The sequence below is a fragment of the Sporosalibacterium faouarense genome (assembly GCF_016765695.1).
In the GTDB taxonomy this organism is placed as follows: domain Bacteria; phylum Bacillota; class Clostridia; order Tissierellales; family VENL01; genus Sporosalibacterium; species Sporosalibacterium faouarense.
In genome coordinates, this window is record NZ_JAETGO010000089.1 from 14,126 (window position 1) to 33,138 (window position 19,013).

Genomic DNA, 19,013 nt, shown 5'->3' on the forward strand with positions numbered 1-19,013 from the left:
TTTTAACTAGTAGATTTTGATAGAGTTGTATGTAATGATTGGTAATTAGATATTGCAAAAAATATTTGAACTAAGCTTGGAGGGATTAAATGAAGGCAATTGAAGTTTATGGTCTTAAGAAAGAGTATAACTCTATTGTAGCAGTGGATGATATTTCATTTTCCGTTGAAGAGGGTAGCATATTTGGGATGTTGGGACCTAATGGAGCAGGTAAAAGCACAACAATTGAATGTATTATTGGATTAAGAAAAAAAGATAATGGAGATGTGAAAATCTTAGGGCTAGACCCTATTAAAGACAATAGTAAACTGTATAATTTAATAGGAGTTCAATTGCAAGAAACTTCATATCAAGATAAAATTAGAGTTTCTGAATTATGCGATTTGTTTATGTCGATGTATGATGAACCATTAGATTATATACCTTTATTAGAGCGTTTTGGTTTATTAGAAAAAAAGAAAAATTATATGTCTGAATTATCAGGAGGTCAAAGGCAAAAAATTGCAATAATATTAGCATTAATTGCAAATCCAAAGATTGTATTTTTAGACGAATTAACTACAGGTCTCGATCCTAAAGCTAGAAGGGAAATGTGGAAGTGTATAAGGGAACTGAGAGATGAAGGAAGAACTATATTTATGACTACCCATTATTTGGAGGAAGCAGAATATCTTTGTGATGAAATTTGTATAATTAATAATGGTGAAATAGTCGCTATAGATAATATTAGTGGAATTATTGATAGGGCAAATATTGATATAATTGTTTCTTTTGAGACTAAAGAAGAGGTTGCTTCTCTTATAAAGGAAAATATCACTGGAGTTAGCAAGATTGAAAGATTAAATAATATGGTTAAGGTCTATTCAAAAAGAGATGATATCATTTCGGACATTGTTATATTACTTAGGAATAAAAATATAGATTATAGCAGAATTGACGTAATAAGACCTACCTTAGAGGATGCTTATCTAAAGTTAACAGGTAAAGAATGGGAGGTTAAATAGATGAAAAGATTTATGAAAGTTGTCCTAGTTGAATGGAAATTAAATAACAGGAATTTTTTAAATCTATTCTTTGCTTTAGTTTTTCCAGTTATGATGTTAATGCTATTTGGAACAATGTATGGTAATGAGCCTACTGAATTTATGGGTGGCTTTGGAGGAGTAGATGCATCTGTACCAGGATATATTTGCATGATAATTGCCGTAACAGGACTTATGACTTTACCCTTAACATTATCTCAATATAGGGAAAGAAAAATTCTTAAACGCTTTATGATAACACCAGTAAAGCCTATTGAACTATTAGTGTCACAGTTAGTAGTAAATACGATAACAACAGTAATTGGAATGATCATACTTTTAATTGTTGGTAAGATAGTGTTTGACTTGCATTTCTTTGGTAATATTTTATCAGCCATAATTTCTTTCTTCATTATTTTATTGAGTATTTTCTCTATTGGATTATTGGTGGCTGGATTATCTAAGAATGTAAAAGTGGCAACAGCTATATCATATATTATTTATTTTCCAATGCTATTTCTATCAGGAGCAACTATGCCTCTCGAGGCTATGCCTGAAAGCATAGTCAACATTTCGAAAGCTTTACCACTTACATATGGGGTTAGATTGTTTAAAGGGGTTTGGTTAGGTAATGACTTTTTTGATTATACAGGTGAAATATTTATTTTGTTAGGTATAATAGTCATTTTTAGTTTACTTGCTACTAGATTCTTTAAATGGGAATAGGATATGAAACTTTAAAAGAGAAAGGTGGGCAATTGCCCACTTTTTCATATTTCTGAGTTATGGCTGGGAGATACATGTAAATGTGCTAGACAAAATATAAATTTCTAAATAGAGATATGTTCGACAAAATATAACAAAATGAGGAAACTTATAATGATATAATGATTAAGAATTTATTTATTAATTAAGACTCTGTAGGCATGAATTTATGTAGTCAAAAATAAGTATGATAGATTTCTAAGTAAGGAAATTTCTTTTTTAAATATAATAGGGGGTAGAGAAAAATGCATAGTCATGGTTCTAAAATAGTTATACTTCTTGTGTGTATTATTTTAGTAGTTGGGGGATGTAACGATAGTGAAGGCTTAAAGGTAACCGAGATAAAAATTGATAAAGCTAAAAGTAAAGTTAAGGAAGTTATTGAGAATAGTATAGATAAAAATGGCATTTACCTTCTTCAACAGGGTGATAATACCATATTTTTATATTTAAATGGTTCAATTGTAGAGACTGGTGAGAAGGCTCCTTATTATGAGAATATAGAAGTGGTGTCTAATGAAGATTCTTTGGAAATTTATTTTGAAGAAAAGTTCTCTTCTGACTATAGTGAATCGATACCCAATAGAGTATTATATGAAATCGTAAAAGACAAAGATTATGAGTACTTGAAAGTTTTTAAGAATGGAACCATGACTCATTTTGATACGATTTATTTGATTGGAAAGTAGACTTTGAAGGAAGTATCTATGAATAGAGTTATTCTAATTTTAATGGCTACATTAATTCTAATTTAGATTAAAATCAAGAAATATTAACATTGGTAAAAATGGACTTAAATATTTATTTATTGAATAGTATCATAAGGTTATAAAAGGGTTAACAAATTAAAGGAAGTGATAAAATATGGACAATTTTATAGATTTAAGTCATGATATAATTAACAATATGCCTGTTCATCCATATGATGATCCAGTGAAACTATACCAGGATAAATTCTTAGACAAGGATAAGTATAATAACTTTAAGTTAGAAATTGGAATGCATGCAGGGACTCATATAGATACACCTATGCATTTAACTAATAAAATAACATATATAAATGAAATACCGTTAGATAATTTCATGGGTAATGGATGCCTATTAGATGTTAGGGGACAAAATGTAATAACCTATAAAGAAAAATATGCTGATATGGTTTTAGAAAATGATGTAGTTATTCTATATACAGGCTGGTATGAGAAGTTTGGTGCTAAAGAGTATTTTAGTGAACATCCAGTAGTTAATAAAGAATTAGCAGAGTTTTTTATTCAGAGAAAGATAAAAATACTTGGTCTTGATTTACCTTCACCAGACCAATATCCATTTGATATACATAAGATGCTTTTTCATAATGATATACTAATTATAGAGAACTTAACAAATTTATCGAAGCTTATATCAGCTAAAAAATTCGAAATTATGTCATTTCCATTGAAAATTCGTTCAGAGGCCTCAATGGTTAGAGTTGTAGCTAGAGTTAAATAATAATATCAAATTGTAAAATCAAATAAAAAAAGTTGACAATTATAAAATTAGCATATATAATAATCAACAAATTAAAGATTAAATATTGAGATGGAAAAAGTAGGTATTAGTAATCCAATAGAGAGTCGGGATTGGTGGGAACCGATGGATGCATAATATTGAAAGACATTCCTGAATAGATTATCTGAAAGTGTTTATGCATTATTAGGATAATACGGTATTCCCCGTTATAGGAATCTGAGAAAACTATTTTTAATAGTTAATAAGAATGGCACCGTGGGAACTATCTCGCTTCTTTTACAGAAGGGAGATTTTTTTATTATACACCACAAATATAAGGTTGTGCACACTTTATATGCATTTTATTATTATATTAATTATAGTTAAAAAGAGTGGTACCGCGGTTAAATCGCCTCTTTAAGTAGAGGGGATTTTTTTATTTTAGGACGTCCTTGTAAAAAAAAGAAAAATATAAGGAGGTTTCACCATGAAAAGAGTATTAGTAAAGGAATTAAAGAATAGGATTGAGAATGAAGTTGTAATAAAAGGTTGGGTACACAGAATAAGGAAATTAGGAAAAATTGCATTCTTATTAATAAGAGATAGAAGTGGGATAGTACAATGTGTTGTTAATTGTAAGGAGATTGATATAAGTAGATTAAAGATTGAGAGTGTAGTCAGCATATCAGGTAAGGTCGTAGAGAATAAAACTGTTAATAATAATCTAGAGATACATCTAACTGAACTAGAGATAATCTCAAAAGTTACAGAAGACTTGCCTATGGAGATAAACAAAGAGAATATTGAGGCTAATTTGGACACGATTTTGGACAATAGAGTAATTAGCTTTAGAAATCCTAAAATTAATGCTATTTTTAAAGTTCAAGGAGCCATTGCTAGAGGTTTTTCACAATTCTTATTGGAAGAAGATTTCACAGAGATATTTACTCCTAAAATTGTTGCTGAAGGTACAGAGGGAGGTACAGAATTATTTAAGGTGAAGTACTTTGAAAGAGAAGCTTACCTTGCCCAAAGTCCTCAGTTTTATAAGCAGATGATGGTTGGAGCTGGTTATGAAAGAGTTTTCGAAATTGGTCATGTATATAGAGCTGAAAGTCATGATACTAAAAGGCATATTAACGAATATGTAAGCCTAGACCTAGAAATGGGATTTATTAAAGATGAATATGAAATAATGGAATTAGAGACTAGACTTCTTAAATATATCTTTAACTATGTGAATGAAAAATGCTCAGAGGAGTTAGAATTGCTCAATGTAAAAGTACCTGAGATTAGAAGTAATATTGTTACTATGAAGCTATCAGAAGCCATTGATATATTAAAAGAAAAATATAATAAAAGAAATCTTAATAAAGATATTGACCCAGAAGGTGAAAAGTTAATATCAAAGTATGTTAAGGAAACCTATGATTCAGACTTTGTATTTTTAACCCATTATCCTAAGGAGAAGAGGCCTATGTATACATTGTCAGAACCGAATGGCGAAACTCATAGCTTTGACTTGATTTTTAGAGGGCTAGAAATTACAACAGGTGGACTGAGAATTCATAACTATGAAGAATTAAAGAATGCCATGATTGATAAAGGATTAAACCCACAAAGCTATGAAGGATATTTATCAACTTTTAAATATGGTATGCCTCCCCATGGTGGCTTAGCAATAGGTCTAGAAAGATTAACAGCTATGCTATTGGGATTTGAAAATATAAGGGAGACAACTATGTTTACAAGGGATAAATTTAGATTAATACCATAAAATTATATTTCATAGATAGAAGCTCATATTAATTAAAAATTTAATTTGTTGAAAGAATAAGGGCACAGGAAAACTATATAAAAATAGTATTTTTCTGTGCTTTTAATATTTTGAATTTAATACAAGGGATATTGGAAATAGATAGAAATAGATAGTTGACATCAATCGAAAGTGATGATACTATATTAATAGAATAAGACATATCAAATATATAGAAGGAGGAATCAAATGTACAAAATTGTTGATAATATTTACGTAGAGAGCTCTGATGTATATGAACTTTTAAGCTCAATGTTAAGAGTAAATTGTCAAGAAGAGATGATATTAAATGATTCAAGGCATAAGAAAATTATTAGACAAGATATAATCCAATGGGTAGACTCCGTTAGAAATTCACTTTCAGAGAATATGAAAAAAGAACTATCGGTTTTTTTTAACACAGAAAGCTTTTTAGGGTTAGGATTAGTACCATTAATATGGGAAAAGGAAAAACATAGAAATATTGAAGATTTTATAGAATTTTTTAAGAAAGAAGTATTAGCAAAAGAAATAGTGAAGGGTTTTTTTAATAACGGATATAAGAAAGATACAGAAAATCATGAAGAATTAGATGATTTTCCTAGTCTAAAAGATGCTATAGACTTTATAGATGAATTAAATGTTCCTAAAGAAGATAAATGGAACCTGTTACATTTTTACCAGAATCCAGAGGAAGCTAAGGAAAGACTTTTTAATTTAATAGAAGAATTTTATAATTTGTATTTTATACATGAGTTAGACAAGATTAGAGAAAAACAAGTAGAAAATATCGAAAAGATAAGAAAAGAGCTATCGGAAAACTATTATGAAAAAATGAGAAAAATATTAACCTTTGATTTGAAGTTTATAGATGATTTAGATGAGTTTGTTTTTATCCCATCTTATTATCATGGTGTAGGCGTGACCTCTAGCCAAATGGATAAAGATACTTTTCTTGTCGTATTTGGAATTGGTAGACTAGATTTGTTTTTAAAAGAAGAAGAGATAGATATTATCGAAGCTCTAAAAAGTTTTTCCGATGAGAAGAGATTTAAAATGATCCAGCTCTTGAAAGAAAACTCATATTATGGATATGAACTAGGTCAAAAATTAAATTTATCTAATTCTACAGTTTCACATCATTTGGGTATACTTGCAAACCATGAAATAATTAACCCGATTAGGTTAGAAAATAAAATTTATTATGAAGTAAACAAAGATAAAATTAGAGAAATACTAAAACTTGTTGAAGAAACATTAATCTAAATTTTTTTAAAATGACATTCGATATAAATCGAATGACTGTTACGAAAACAAAGGGAGGTAAGATATGAAAAATAAATCATTATTTAGAAATTCAAATTTCATGTTACTTTGGATAGGTCAGTCAGTATCACAATTAGGAACTCGTCTCTACAGTTTGGCAATAATGTGGTATATATTGGAGAGGACAGGTTCTTCAGTGGCCATGGGTATTAGCGTATTATGCTTTACATTACCTACTGTTATTATAGGACCAATTGCAGGAGTTTTTGCAGATAAATATAGCAAGAAAAAAATTATAGTTGTAACTGATTTACTTAATGGAGTAATAATGTTAACTTTATCGTATATGGTTTTTCGTAATAATATATCTTTAAATGTGTTATATAGTATGATGGCATTAGCAGCCTGCGTCTCTGCAGTGTTTTCGCCAGCAATAAGTTCTAGTTATCCGCTTATAGTAGATGAAAAGAATCTAACCAAAGCTAATTCCTTATCCCAGTTTACTTCAAGAATTATTTCAATACTAGGACCAGCAGTAGCAGGAATATTAATAGCTATATTAAATATGTGGGTACTATTTTTCTTAAATGGAATTTCTTATATAATTTCATCCATATCAGAAAGTTTCATCACAATTCCTAAGATAAATGAAAAAAAACATATGATAAATCAAAAATTCATATTACGATTCAAGGAAGGTTTAGAAAGTGTGTGGAGTAATAAGTCTGTTCTTTATCTAGTAATATCCGGTGGAATCATCATCAATTTCTTTTTAGCACCTTTATCAGTATATTTTGCAATTATAAGTGAAAATTTAGGCAAAGGGTCTACTGGATTAGGAACAATTGAAGCATCATTATCTATAGGGGCTCTTATTGGAAGCTTAATAATATTGACTGGGATCGTTAAAAACAAATACAGAATGACTATATTTGGACTAACACTTGAAGGGGTAGCACTCGTAGTATTTGGAGGATTTGTTGAAAGTTATTATTTAATATTATTGTCTCAAGCTGCCCTAGGATTTGGAGTAGCATTTGCTAGTGTAGGTATATCTACCTTATATCAAACACTGATACCCAAGGAAAAGATGGGTAGGGTAATGAGTATTGTAGGAACTCTATGTAGTATATCTGTACCATTAGGAGCATTGTTTGGATCATGGGCAATTAGTTATTATTCAATACAAAGCGTACTAATTATTTCAGGAGTTATAGTTAGTTTTTCAGGGATATCCCTTATTAGTATATTAAGGATGGCTAAGAAAGAGAAAACTCAACTAAAATTAGTTTGATAAAGTTTAAAAATACTATATAGTTCAAACTATATAGTATTTTTAATGGTATTATAAGGCTTTAATTATATTTCTAGTAAGCTTCCTTTTTTAAAAAAGCAATTGTGAACCAAGTTAAAGAAGAAAAAGCGAGCAAATCTGCAGTAAGGCTTGCAAGAATATGCCATCTAACATATTCAGCAGTGCCTGTTCGAATAATTAAATTTTCTAAGCAAAGAAAAAGTATAGACTGAACTATTATATTTAGACCTTGTAGCTTTTTCTTTCTAGGGAGATATTGAGCAAAAAGAATTCCAATAACGAAAACTGGGCCAAACTTATAAAATGCAGAACATCCAAACCAAGGAATAATAAGGTCATGAAATTCATATAATCCAAGCTTTTGACCTCCCCAGTCTACAAATGAGGCTAATATTAATGCTACAATTCCACCCCAAATATTGGTTTTTAGTTGCTTAAAGTCTATTAAAAGGAAAAATAAAATCCAAGAGAGTATAAATGATACAATCCATGGCATAGTTTTTTGCTCCTCTTCTAATTTACTATTAGTATTATTAGAAAAATATAAAGATATTCTCTTTTTAAAAAAACAGATAATCAAAATTAATTGATTATCTGTTTTTTCTTAATCCACTATTGAATTTTTAATTTAAAATCACTAAAAATCTTTTTCACATTTTCAATTGTTTTATTTGAAGGAGTTTCTGTGTCCTTTAATTTGTATTCATATCCGAGCTCCTCCCATTTGTATTCACCCATTTTATGAAATGGAAGCAGTTCAACTTTTTCTATACTTTTAAGAGTAGATAAGAATCTTGCTAAGTCTCTAATATCTTCAGTTTTATCTGTTAAATTAGGAACTAATACGTATCTAATCCAAATAGGGATATTTGCTTCAGATAAATATTTAGCTAACTGAATAGTGGGTTCATTGGACACTCCAGTCAAGTCTTTATATAGTTTGCTATTAAAGGACTTTATATCTAGTAATACTAAATCAGTGTATTCAAGCACCTTTTTAGCAGTATTTAGATTTACAAATCCTGATGTATCTAGAGCAGTATGAATGCCTTCTTCTTTACATCTTTTGAATAATTCTTTTATAAAATCAGACTGGAGAAGGGGCTCACCACCACTGGCAGTGATTCCACCTCCAGAAAAATTCATATATGATTTGTATTTCTTTATATCTGCCATAAGCTCATCAACAGAAACCTCTTTCCCATCTTCAAGTTTCCAAGTATCTGGGTTATGACAGTACTGGCACCTAAGGGGACAACCTTGAGTAAAAACAACAACCCTAATACCTGGACCATCTACGGTTCCACAAGTTTCTATAGAGTGAATTCTTCCTTTAATACTCATAAAGTCCCATCCTTTCGTAATTTACTTTAAACTATACTCTTTCATGGAAAGTTCTATTTATTACATCTAACTGCTGCTCTCTAGTTAATTTAACAAAATTAACAGCATATCCAGAAACACGTATTGTTAATTGAGGATATTTTTCAGGATGATCCATAGCGTCCAATAACGTTTCTCTATCAAACACATTGACGTTTATATGATGTCCTTGATCATGGAAATATCCATCAAGCATTCCAGCGAGGTTAGAAGCTCTGTTATCTTCGTTTTTTCCTAATGCATTTGGAACAATTGAAAAAGTATATGAAATTCCATCTTCTGCATGCTCATAAGGAAGCTTAGCTACTGAAGCCATTGAGGCAATAGCTCCATTTGTATCACGGCTATGCATTGGATTTGCACCGGGGGCAAAAGGTTCTCCCGCTTTTCTGCCATCAGGAGTGCTACCTGTTTTCTTACCATAAACAACATTTGAAGTAATTGTTAAGATAGAAAGAGTAGGAACTGAATTTCTATATGTCTTATGTTTACGTAACTTATTCATAAAAGTTTTAACGATTTCGCTGGCAATACTATCTACTCGGTCATCATTATTACCAAAAGCAGGATATTCACCTTCAACTTCATAATCTATTGCTAGACCATTCTTGTCTCGAATAACTTTAACCTTACTATGCTTAATAGCAGATAAAGCATCAGCTACAACGGAAAAACCAGCAATACCGCAAGCAGAAGTTCTTAATACATCTTTATCATGTAATGCCATTTGAATTTTTTCGTAACAATATTTATCATGCATATAGTGAATAATATTTAGAGTGTTAATATATAGTTGAGATAACCAATCCATTACTAAGTCAAATTTTCTAACTACTTCATCATACTCTAAGTATTCAGATGTTATAGGAGCGAATTCTGGTCCAATTTGTTCACCAGACTTTTCATCTTTACCACCATTAATAGAGTATAATAATGCTTTGGCAAGATTTGCACGAGCTCCAAAGAATTGCATTTGCTTTCCTATCCTCATAGCTGAAACGCAGCAGGCTATACCATAATCATCACCATACCATCTTCTCATAAGATCATCATTTTCATATTGAATAGAACTTGTGTCGATTGATACTTTAGCACAATACTTTTTGAAATTTAAGGGTAATCTTTCTGACCATAATATTGTAAGATTTGGTTCAGGTGCTGCACCAAGATTATATAAAGTATGAAGAACACGATAACTGGATTTAGTAACTAAATGTCTACCATCTTCACCCATACCACCTATAACTTCTGTTACCCAAGTAGGATCTCCTGAGAAAAGATCATTATAATCTGGGGTTCTAAGGAAACGAACGATTCTTAATTTCATAACAAAATGGTCCATTATTTCTTGGACTTGTTTTTCAGTTAAATTACCTTCTTTTATATCTTTTTCAAAATAAATATCAAAGAAAGTTGAAACACGACCAAGTGACATAGCAGCACCATTTTGTTCCTTTACAGCACCTAGATAAGCAAAATATGTCCACTGAACTGCTTCCTTTGAATTCTTAGCTGGCTTACTAATGTCGTAACCATATGAAGAAGCCATCTCTTTTAATTCCTTTAAAGCATTTATTTGCTCGTTGATTTCTTCTCGAGCTTGAATTATTGATTCTTCCATATATTCCATTTTTAATAAGTCTAACTGTTCTAATTTATCTTCTATTAGTCTATCAACACCATATAAAGCGACTCTTCTATAGTCACCAATAATTCTACCACGACCATATGCATCAGGAAGACCAGTAATAATACCAGAATGTCTAGCTTTTCTCATTTCATCTGTATATGCATCAAAAACTCCATCATTATGAGTTTTTCTATATTTAAATATTTCTTCAGTTTCTGAATCTAGCTCATAACCATAAGATTTTAGGGCTTTTTTTACAACCCTAAGTCCACCAAAAGGCATAATAGCTCTTTTAAGGGGTTTTTCAGTTTGTAATCCAACTATTTGTTCTAAGTCCTTATCTATATAACCTGCATTGTGGGAAATAATAGTTGAAATTACCTTTGTATCTGTATCTAAGATTCCATTTTTCATTTCTTCTTTCATCAAATGACTTAATTTATCCCAAAGTTTAGTAGTCCTTTCTGTTGGTCCAACTAAAAAAGAGCTATTACCATCATATGGAGTATAATTTTTTTGAATAAAATCACGTACATTTATTTCTTTAGTCCATTTGCCTTGATTAAAATCCTTCCATTCATTAAACAATTTCATTCCTCCTTTTAAAATTATATATGGAAATACTTATATCAATTTAAAATAGTAACTATTGGTTGACTTTATTTTGTACAACTAGAATAGAAAAGTCAATAGAGATTTAATAAGTAAAAATCTTAAGAATATTTCAGAAATATAACTTAATTTTATAGGTCAATTAGAGTACTTATTCACATATAAATTGTTAAATATTTCTGATTATGTCTTGATTAAATGTCACAGGGAAAACCAAGTCTTTTACATATTTATATTAGTTTAAAAAGTATTAGTGGTATGTGATTGAAGTCACATAAATAAAGAGTTTAAAAAAACGTAATAGATTAGTTGTTGCAAAAAAATTGAAGAAGACTTATTGACAGTAGTTTATTTATATGATAAATTAGTAACAAATTTAATATGTTCTTCAGGGCAGGGTGAAATTCCCGACCGGCGGTATAGTCCGCGAACCTTAATTGGTTGACTTGGTGAGATTCCAAGACCGACAGTAAAGTCTGGATGGGAGAAGAAGAATATAATTACTGGATTTATATGTGTCATTTTTTTGGCATATATTATTTTGTAATTGTTATTTAGAATTTTAGCTCTGAAGATTATCTTCAGAGCTTTTTTATGCTTTTAAGTAGTTAATATAGTTAATAAAAATATTAAAACGGAGGTGAGATTATGAATATTAAATTTATGGAAAGGGCAATTGATCTTGCTACTAGGGGATCAGGATACACTAACCCAAATCCCTTAGTAGGCGCTGTGATAGTAAAGAACAATAAAGTTATTGGTGAAGGTTATCATAAGTATTATGGAGGGTCACATGCAGAAATAAATGCTTTTAATAATTCAACGGAGCAAGTGGAGGGCGCAACAATGTATGTAACTTTAGAACCCTGCTCTCACTATGGAAAAACTCCGCCATGTGTTAAGGCAATAGTTGATAAAGGAATTAGAAAAGTTGTTATTGGTATGGAAGATCCTAATCCTGTGGTTGCAGGAAGAGGAATTAAATTTTTAAAGGAAAATGATATAGAGGTTGTATCAGAAGTTATGGTGGATGAAGTAAAGAAACTTAATGAAATCTTCATTAAATATATTACAACTAGAAAGCCCTTCTGTATATTAAAAACAGCTATGACTTTAGATGGAAAAATTGCAACTATAACTGGAGACTCAAAGTGGATTACTAATAAGAATTCTAGGAAATATGTACATGAAATTAGACATAGAGTTTCTGGAATAATGGTAGGAATAGGTACTGTTCTTAAAGACGATCCAATGCTAACAACTAGGTTTATACAAACAGAAGCAAGAAATCCAATAAGAATAATAGTAGATTCTAAATGTAGAATACCATTAGATTCAAAGGTACTAAACATTAATTCGAATTCAAAAACAATAGTAGCAACTACAAAACAAGCTGATAATAAAAAGATCGAAAAAATCAAAGAAAGAGGAGCTGAAGTATTAGTAGTTCCTATGAAAGACAGAAGGGTAGATTTGAATAGTTTAATAGGCACACTTGGAGAAAAGGGTATTGATAGTGTTCTAATAGAAGGAGGATCTACTCTGAGCTCCAGTGCAATAAACGAAGACATAGTAGATAAGTATATGTCTTTTATAGCACCTAAAATTATTGGAGGTAAAAATGCTAAAACTCCTGTTGCTGGAAAAGGTTGTTCAGTAATGAAGGATGCAATTATATTAAAAGATCTAAATATAAAAAGATTTGGTGATGATTTAATGATAGAAGGCTATATAAGAAAGGACGATTATAAATGTTTACCGGATTGATTGAAGAAATAGGAATAATACAATCAATAAAAAGAGGTGTTAATTCAGCTCAAATTTCTATTAAAGCCAATGAAGTACTTAAAGATATTAGTGTGGGAGACAGTATAAGCACAAATGGTGTTTGTCTAACAGTAATTTATTTCAATAAGAATGAATTTGTAGTTGATGTCATGCCTGAAACTATGAGAAGAAGTAATCTTAAGCATCTAAAGAATGGGAATGAAGTTAACCTTGAAAGGGCATTAAAGGTTGGAGATAGATTTGGTGGACATATAGTTTCTGGTCATATCGACGGTATGGGTACTATATCTGAGTTTAAAGAAGAAGATAATGCAACATGGGTAACAATAAAAGCTTGTGAAAAAATCATGAAATATATCATTGAAAAGGGCTCAATAGCAATAGATGGTACAAGTTTAACAGTTGCATATGTAGATTTAGAAAAGTTTAAAGTTTCAATAATCCCATTAACTAAAAATGAAACAATATTATTAAGAAAAAAAATAGGAGAAGAAGTAAATATTGAATGTGATATGGTAGGTAAATATATCGAGAGAATTAGCAATTTTAATAATAAAGAAATGAATAAAAGTGCTTTAGATATTAATTTTTTAAAAGAAAATGGATTCGCATAATAGAGAGGTGATTATATTGGTAAATTTCAATAGTATAGAAGAAGCCATAGAGGATATCAAAGAAGGAAAGATGGTAGTGGTTGTAGACGATGAAGATAGGGAAAATGAAGGAGATTTGTTAATGGCTGCAGAGAAGTCTACTCCTGAAGCAATTAATTTTATGGCAAAGTATGGAAGAGGATTAATATGTACTCCAATGATGAAAGAAATGCTTGATAAACTAAGTATATTTCCAATGGTATCAAACAATACAGACCCTAAAGAAACAGCCTTCACAATTTCAGTTGATTCCATAGTTACTACCACTGGAATATCAGCGGAAGAAAGATCAATAACAATAAAGAAATTGATTGATGAAAATTCGAAGTCAAGGGATTTTACAAGACCAGGTCATGTATTTCCCCTTGCGGCTAAAGAAGGTGGGGTGTTGAAAAGAGCTGGACATACAGAAGCAGCTGTCGACCTTGCAAGGTTAGCTGGTCTTTATCCTGCAGGGGTTATATGTGAAATAATGAATGAAGATGGTACTATGGCAAGGGTTCCTCAATTAATGAAATATGTAAAAAAACATAATCTCAAAATTATAACTATTGCTGATTTAATTGCATATAGGAGTAAAAATGAAATCCTAGTTAAAAGAGTTGCAGAAGCAAAGATGCCAACTAAACATGGTGACTTTAGTATGGTAGGATATATTAATAAATTAAATGGAGAGCATCATGTAGCTCTTATAAAGGGAGAAATCACTGACGGATCATCTGTATTAGTGAGAGTTCATTCAGAATGTCTAACTGGAGATGCCTTTGGCTCATTAAGATGTGATTGTGGAGAGCAATATGTAGCTGCAATGAAAGAGATAGAAAAGGAAGGAAGAGGTATACTGCTTTATATGCGACAAGAAGGAAGGGGAATTGGCCTTATAAATAAAATTAAAGCATATTCTTTACAGGACCAAGGCATGGATACAGTTGAGGCAAATTTGGCATTAGGATTTCCAGAGGATATGAGAGACTATGGAATTGGCGCACAAATACTTGCAGATTTAGGTGTGAAAAATATTAGACTAATGACTAATAATCCTAAAAAGCTATCAGGTATTTCAGGATATGGAATAGATATAGTTGAACGAGTGCCGATTCAAATGAATCATAACGAGAAAAATGCCAATTATTTAAAAACTAAAAAAGAAAAAATGGGACATATTTTGAATTTTAAGGAGGATAAATAAGTGAAAATATATGAAGGAAAGTTAATTTCAAAAAATCAGAAGTTTGGTATTATAGTTGGGAGATTTAATGAATTTATTGGTAGTAAGCTATTATCTGGTGCCGTTGATGGATTGAAAAGGCATGGTGCTAATGAAGAAGATATAGAGATAGCATGGGTACCAGGTGCCTTTGAGATTCCTTTAGTAGCAAAAAAAATGGTTAAATCAGGAAAGTATGACAGTGTGATATGCTTAGGAGCAGTAATTAGAGGAGCTACGCCACATTTTGATTATGTATCTAATGAGGTAACTAAGGGGGTTGCAAATGTATCACTAGATGCTGAGATTCCTGTTATTTTTGGTGTTTTAACCACAGATACTATTGAACAAGCTATAGAAAGAGCGGGTACAAAATCAGGTAACAAAGGATATGAAGCAGCAGTTACAGCTATAGAAATGTCTAATTTATTAAAAGAATTCTAAACATCTTGAAGGCAATTAGATATAAAATTTTCACTGGTAAAAAAATAGAATATTTTTATATCTTCGATATGAAATATCCTAGGAAGCTTTCCTGGGATATTTTCATTGTAATAAAATCATAATAGAGCTTATCATAAATGATAAACAAAAAGATTAATAATATACTATTTTTAGAGGAATATAGAGGTGATTATTAAATAATGTGGAAATATATACATAATAATACATAAATTGAGCTATTAAGTTTCTTTAATTTTAAATTTTATTATATGTCAGGAAGATAGCTCTGTATTTTTATTTAAAAATTAAAAATGGGGAGGTGAATAAATATAAGATTTTATGATTCCTATAACTGGAAATTTGATTTGACAGCATTAAAAAATGGGGGAGTTTTTTTATGTTTATCACTTTTTTTAGAATAATTTCTACATATGTTATCTTTATTTATTTTTCAGTGAAAATTCAAAACTGTATATTTTATAGAACTAAAAACATAAGGCATCTAATAATAATGGTAACTATAACTCACACTATATTATCTTTAGTTTCAATGTACTTAATAATAGATTATAAGGGACTTATTATTAATTTAAGGAGTGTGCCAATATATGTATTGTCATATTCTCTAGGCTGGGGCTATGGTTCAATAGTTATAATTACTAATATTCTATTTGATATTTTAAGTGGAAATAGTATTTTTAATTTACTTTTTATTTGTTGTGTAGTTTTCCCATATATTATAGGATCAAGTTTTTACTATATAAATAATCGCCCTAATAACAAAATTCATGATTTAACACCAATGAATTTTAAAAAGGTATTTCAACCATTCCTTATCATTGTGGCTTGTAAAATTTTAAATATTAGGATCGTGGAGGATTTTTCAACCAAAACATGGTTGATTTCTAGCTTAATAGTAAGTGGTTTATCTATTATAGCTCTTGCAATTATAATTACAGTAATAAATGATTTAATATATAAAAATTTATATAAAAATAAAAGTATGTCTGTAGAAGAAAGATTTGATAAGCTAGTTGAAAACCTTACTGATTCTGTAATAATACATAGATATGGGATTATTAAATATGTTAATCCAGCAGGACTAAAGCTTTTAGGAGGTCATCAACCTGAGGATATAATAGGAAAATCAATACTAGATTTTGTTCCTAAAGAGAGAAAGGAAAAGGTCGTTAAAATTTATAAAACCTTTGAGATTAAAAAGTCAGATTTACGTAGAGAAACAGAATTTAAAAAATTAAGTGGCCAAACTATTCAGGTAGAGTTGTATGTAAATATAGTAACATATGATAATGAACTTGCTAGGTTGTTAATTGTACGGGATATAACAAAGCATAAAGAAAATGAAAATAAGCTAAGAGAGTTGCTTAGTGAGAATAGAAAATTACTAAGGCAGACAATAGAGTATGATAATTTAAAAACTGAATTTTTTGCTAATATATCCCATGAGTTAAAAACACCTCTAAATATAATCTTGGGAGGAATTCAGTTAGTTGGAAATAAAAATGACAGTAATACCAATTGTCGAAATTATAATAGCTATAAAAAGAACTTAAAAATGATGAGACAAAACTGTCTTAGATTATTGAGATTAATCAATAATCTTATAGATATAACTAAGTTAGATACTGGATATTTGAAATTAGAACGTAAAAATTACGATCTAATTCAGGTAGTAGAAAATATCACATTATCAGTAGTTGAGTATGCAAAAAATAATGGAATAACAATAATATTCGATACAAATATTGAAGAGAGAATAATGTCTTTTGATATAGATAAGATTGAACGAGTGATGTTAAATCTTCTTTCAAATTCAATTAAGTTTTCAAAGGATGAAGGAAACATTGAAGTAAATATACAAGATATTGATAACTATGTATTAATTACGGTTAAAGATGATGGTATAGGAATACCGCCAGATAAACTAGATTCTATCTTTGAAAGATTTAGAAGGGTTGATCCTCTTATGACTAGGAAAAATGAAGGTAGTGGCATAGGATTATCACTAGTTAAATCAATAGTTGAAGCTCATGAGGGGAGAATATATGTTAATAGTGAGTATGGAGAAGGTACAGAATTCACAATAAAGTTACCTATTAAGTTTGTTAAGTCTAATGAGGTATGTATGGAGAGTGCAATTGCATTAGACTCTAATAGCAAGATCGAAAAAATTTCAATTGAGTTTTCTGATATATATAAATAAGGAAACTGTATATTTGCAAATTAAGTATATTTTCACATGATTTCATCCTAGATAGAAATGACTTAGTAAACCACTTTTTCTATAGATTTAATAGACAAAGACCCTAGAAAATAATAATATATATAAGTGTGATAAAACACAAAGTATTTATTAGTAAAAGGGGGAACAAGGATGAGTGAATCAACTGAGATAAATATTAAGAAGTTAATAGTACATATTCTAGATAATAGTTTAGATATTCCTGTGCTTTCAGAGGATGAACATCCAAAGGATGATGATATTACTGACTTCGTTCAGAAACATATAATAAGACTCTTTAATGATGGAGCTTTAAAGCCTGCATTTTTTAATAATGATAATAGAATAAAATCTATTTGTGAAAGTTTAAGGCAAAGTTATGATGGATTTATTGACTATACTAAAGATATGAGTTCACTATTATTTCAGATTTTAAAGACGCAACCTGATATACCTTCAGGAGATATGATGTTCTCAATTTTTGACTACGAGAAAGCTAGATATTTAGGTATATTTAAATTGAACTATAAGGCATCATATATTCATTTTGTCAATCAGTTTGAGGACAAAACTGTAAACTCAATTATAAAGCAAAAGACTTCTTTACCAAATGAAAAACAAAAAATAGATGAATGTATTTTAATCAATCTTGATACCTTAAATATTCAATTAATGGAAAAAAAGTATGAAATAGATGGGGAAAAGAGATTTTATCTTTCTGAACTTTTTTTACACTGTGAAAGCAAAAAGTCTGAAAAAGAAAAAATAAAAATTTTAAAGAAGACAACTCAAGACTTTATCAAAACCTATTATGAAGATGACTTTGAAAAAATGGGAACAATGAAAAAAGCCGTATCGGAGTCTTTAAAGGCCGATGAAGTAGTGGACGTTGAAAGAGTTGCAGATAATTTATTTAAAACTAATCCAGAGTTAAAAAATGAGTATGTTAAATCAGTAGAGGAGAAAGGCTTAGAAGAGAAAGCTTTTCAAGTAAGTGAAAAAAATGAAAAAAGAAATTTTAGGAAGCAGAAACTTGTCACAGACACAGGAATAGAAATAAACTTACCAGTTGAGCTTTTTAATGATTCTGAGAAAGTTGAGTTTATAAATAATCCTGATGGAACAATTTCAATTATGTTGAAAAATATAGGTAGCGTAAAAGATAAATAAAGTCTTATTTTTTATATTTAAAAGGATTAAAAAGTATTTGGAAATCCTATTATCTTACTATAGGATTTCTATTACTTTTTTGATATTATAATTATTGGAGAATTTAGGATGCTTAACAATCTTTTGGATTAAGTTAAAGAGGCATTATTTTGCAACAGGAACATATGTTTGCAAAATTTAATAATGTATTGTAGAATTAATATATATTTTGCTGAAATTAAATAATGAAATTTTAT

Annotated in this window: 16 protein-coding genes, 1 riboswitch and 1 other annotated feature; of the genes, 13 read left to right on the forward strand and 3 right to left on the reverse strand. The window is 29.7% G+C overall.

Annotated features, from left to right (window positions below; all coding sequences use genetic code 11):
- Positions 1–89: 89 nt before the first annotated feature.
- The 7 genes from JMO20_RS16585 (at position 90) to JMO20_RS16615 (ending at position 7,627) form a co-directional block, all read left to right on the forward strand.
- Positions 90–1,004, forward strand: coding sequence for an ABC transporter ATP-binding protein (locus tag JMO20_RS16585; RefSeq protein WP_202710827.1), 915 nt, complete (start codon positions 90–92; stop codon positions 1,002–1,004).
- Entirely contained in the window at positions 1,005–1,748 is a 744-nt protein-coding gene (locus JMO20_RS16590) for an ABC transporter permease (RefSeq protein WP_202710828.1), read from the forward strand. It abuts the gene before it with no gap.
- 284 nt (positions 1,749–2,032) lie between these two features.
- Positions 2,033–2,476, forward strand: a complete 444-nt coding sequence (locus JMO20_RS16595) for a hypothetical protein (RefSeq protein ID WP_202710829.1) — start codon at positions 2,033–2,035, stop codon at positions 2,474–2,476.
- Positions 2,477–2,651: 175 nt separating this feature from the next.
- A complete protein-coding gene (locus JMO20_RS16600; protein ID WP_202710830.1) occupies positions 2,652–3,272 on the forward strand; it encodes a cyclase family protein in 621 nt (206 codons plus the stop codon).
- A gap of 78 nt (positions 3,273–3,350) precedes the next feature.
- Positions 3,351–3,571 (forward strand) — a binding site (T-box leader).
- A gap of 188 nt (positions 3,572–3,759) precedes the next feature.
- The gene (gene aspS, locus JMO20_RS16605; protein WP_202710831.1) at positions 3,760–5,049 is read left to right on the forward strand and encodes an aspartate--tRNA(Asn) ligase; all 1,290 of its coding nucleotides are present in this window, start codon (positions 3,760–3,762) and stop codon (positions 5,047–5,049) included.
- A 228-nt stretch (positions 5,050–5,277) separates the two neighbouring features.
- On the forward strand, positions 5,278–6,333 hold the full coding sequence (locus JMO20_RS16610) for an ArsR/SmtB family transcription factor (protein WP_202710832.1): 1,056 nt from the start codon (positions 5,278–5,280) through the stop codon (positions 6,331–6,333).
- 64 nt (positions 6,334–6,397) lie between these two features.
- Positions 6,398–7,627, forward strand: a complete 1,230-nt coding sequence (locus tag JMO20_RS16615) for an MFS transporter (protein ID WP_202710833.1) — start codon at positions 6,398–6,400, stop codon at positions 7,625–7,627.
- 73 nt (positions 7,628–7,700) lie between these two features.
- Here the strand turns inward: JMO20_RS16615 and JMO20_RS16620 are convergent, their stop codons facing one another.
- The 3 genes from JMO20_RS16620 to pflB form a co-directional block, all read right to left on the reverse strand.
- Positions 7,701–8,144 (reverse strand): hypothetical protein, encoded by a 444-nt coding sequence (locus JMO20_RS16620; protein ID WP_202710834.1) that lies wholly within the window; start codon positions 8,142–8,144, stop codon positions 7,701–7,703.
- 116 nt (positions 8,145–8,260) lie between these two features.
- Positions 8,261–8,992: a pyruvate formate-lyase-activating protein gene (gene pflA, locus JMO20_RS16625; protein ID WP_202710835.1), complete on the reverse strand. Its 732-nt coding sequence runs from the start codon at positions 8,990–8,992 to the stop codon at positions 8,261–8,263.
- A gap of 31 nt (positions 8,993–9,023) precedes the next feature.
- The gene (pflB, locus tag JMO20_RS16630) at positions 9,024–11,255 is read right to left on the reverse strand and encodes a formate C-acetyltransferase (protein WP_202710836.1); all 2,232 of its coding nucleotides are present in this window, start codon (positions 11,253–11,255) and stop codon (positions 9,024–9,026) included.
- A gap of 398 nt (positions 11,256–11,653) precedes the next feature.
- Positions 11,654–11,769: riboswitch (FMN riboswitch) on the forward strand.
- Positions 11,770–11,921: 152 nt separating this feature from the next.
- Here pflB and ribD point away from each other — a divergent pair.
- From ribD to JMO20_RS16660, 6 genes are all read left to right on the forward strand, one after another.
- On the forward strand, positions 11,922–13,040 hold the full coding sequence (ribD, locus tag JMO20_RS16635; RefSeq protein WP_202710837.1) for a bifunctional diaminohydroxyphosphoribosylaminopyrimidine deaminase/5-amino-6-(5-phosphoribosylamino)uracil reductase RibD: 1,119 nt from the start codon (positions 11,922–11,924) through the stop codon (positions 13,038–13,040).
- Positions 13,025–13,675 (forward strand): riboflavin synthase, encoded by a 651-nt coding sequence (gene ribE, locus JMO20_RS16640; protein ID WP_202710838.1) that lies wholly within the window; start codon positions 13,025–13,027, stop codon positions 13,673–13,675. The genes ribD and ribE overlap by 16 nt, the downstream gene beginning before the upstream one ends.
- Before the next feature lie 16 nt (positions 13,676–13,691).
- Positions 13,692–14,903, forward strand: coding sequence for a bifunctional 3,4-dihydroxy-2-butanone-4-phosphate synthase/GTP cyclohydrolase II (locus JMO20_RS16645; protein WP_481133362.1), 1,212 nt, complete (start codon positions 13,692–13,694; stop codon positions 14,901–14,903).
- Positions 14,904–15,365: a 6,7-dimethyl-8-ribityllumazine synthase gene (ribH, locus tag JMO20_RS16650; protein WP_202710840.1), complete on the forward strand. Its 462-nt coding sequence runs from the start codon at positions 14,904–14,906 to the stop codon at positions 15,363–15,365.
- 397 nt (positions 15,366–15,762) lie between these two features.
- The gene (locus tag JMO20_RS16655) at positions 15,763–17,589 is read left to right on the forward strand and encodes a PAS domain-containing sensor histidine kinase (protein WP_202710841.1); all 1,827 of its coding nucleotides are present in this window, start codon (positions 15,763–15,765) and stop codon (positions 17,587–17,589) included.
- A gap of 171 nt (positions 17,590–17,760) precedes the next feature.
- Positions 17,761–18,777, forward strand: coding sequence for a nucleoid-associated protein (locus JMO20_RS16660; RefSeq protein ID WP_202710842.1), 1,017 nt, complete (start codon positions 17,761–17,763; stop codon positions 18,775–18,777).
- The last annotated feature ends 236 nt before the right edge of the window (positions 18,778–19,013 follow it).

Coding starts and splice junctions, on each gene's coding strand:
- JMO20_RS16595 (WP_202710829.1), top strand. CDS start 2,033: ATGCATAGTCATGGTTCTAAAATAGTTATACTTCTTGTGTGTATTATT.
- JMO20_RS16660 (WP_202710842.1), top strand. CDS start 17,761: ATGAGTGAATCAACTGAGATAAATATTAAGAAGTTAATAGTACATATT.
- JMO20_RS16655 (WP_202710841.1), top strand. CDS start 15,763: ATGTTTATCACTTTTTTTAGAATAATTTCTACATATGTTATCTTTATT.
- pflB (WP_202710836.1), bottom strand. CDS start 11,255: ATGAAATTGTTTAATGAATGGAAGGATTTTAATCAAGGCAAATGGACT.
- JMO20_RS16620 (WP_202710834.1), bottom strand. CDS start 8,144: ATGCCATGGATTGTATCATTTATACTCTCTTGGATTTTATTTTTCCTT.
- JMO20_RS16600 (WP_202710830.1), top strand. CDS start 2,652: ATGGACAATTTTATAGATTTAAGTCATGATATAATTAACAATATGCCT.
- JMO20_RS16610 (WP_202710832.1), top strand. CDS start 5,278: ATGTACAAAATTGTTGATAATATTTACGTAGAGAGCTCTGATGTATAT.
- JMO20_RS16585 (WP_202710827.1), top strand. CDS start 90: ATGAAGGCAATTGAAGTTTATGGTCTTAAGAAAGAGTATAACTCTATT.
- JMO20_RS16590 (WP_202710828.1), top strand. CDS start 1,005: ATGAAAAGATTTATGAAAGTTGTCCTAGTTGAATGGAAATTAAATAAC.
- ribE (WP_202710838.1), top strand. CDS start 13,025: ATGTTTACCGGATTGATTGAAGAAATAGGAATAATACAATCAATAAAA.
- ribD (WP_202710837.1), top strand. CDS start 11,922: ATGAATATTAAATTTATGGAAAGGGCAATTGATCTTGCTACTAGGGGA.
- pflA (WP_202710835.1), bottom strand. CDS start 8,992: ATGAGTATTAAAGGAAGAATTCACTCTATAGAAACTTGTGGAACCGTA.
- JMO20_RS16615 (WP_202710833.1), top strand. CDS start 6,398: ATGAAAAATAAATCATTATTTAGAAATTCAAATTTCATGTTACTTTGG.
- aspS (WP_202710831.1), top strand. CDS start 3,760: ATGAAAAGAGTATTAGTAAAGGAATTAAAGAATAGGATTGAGAATGAA.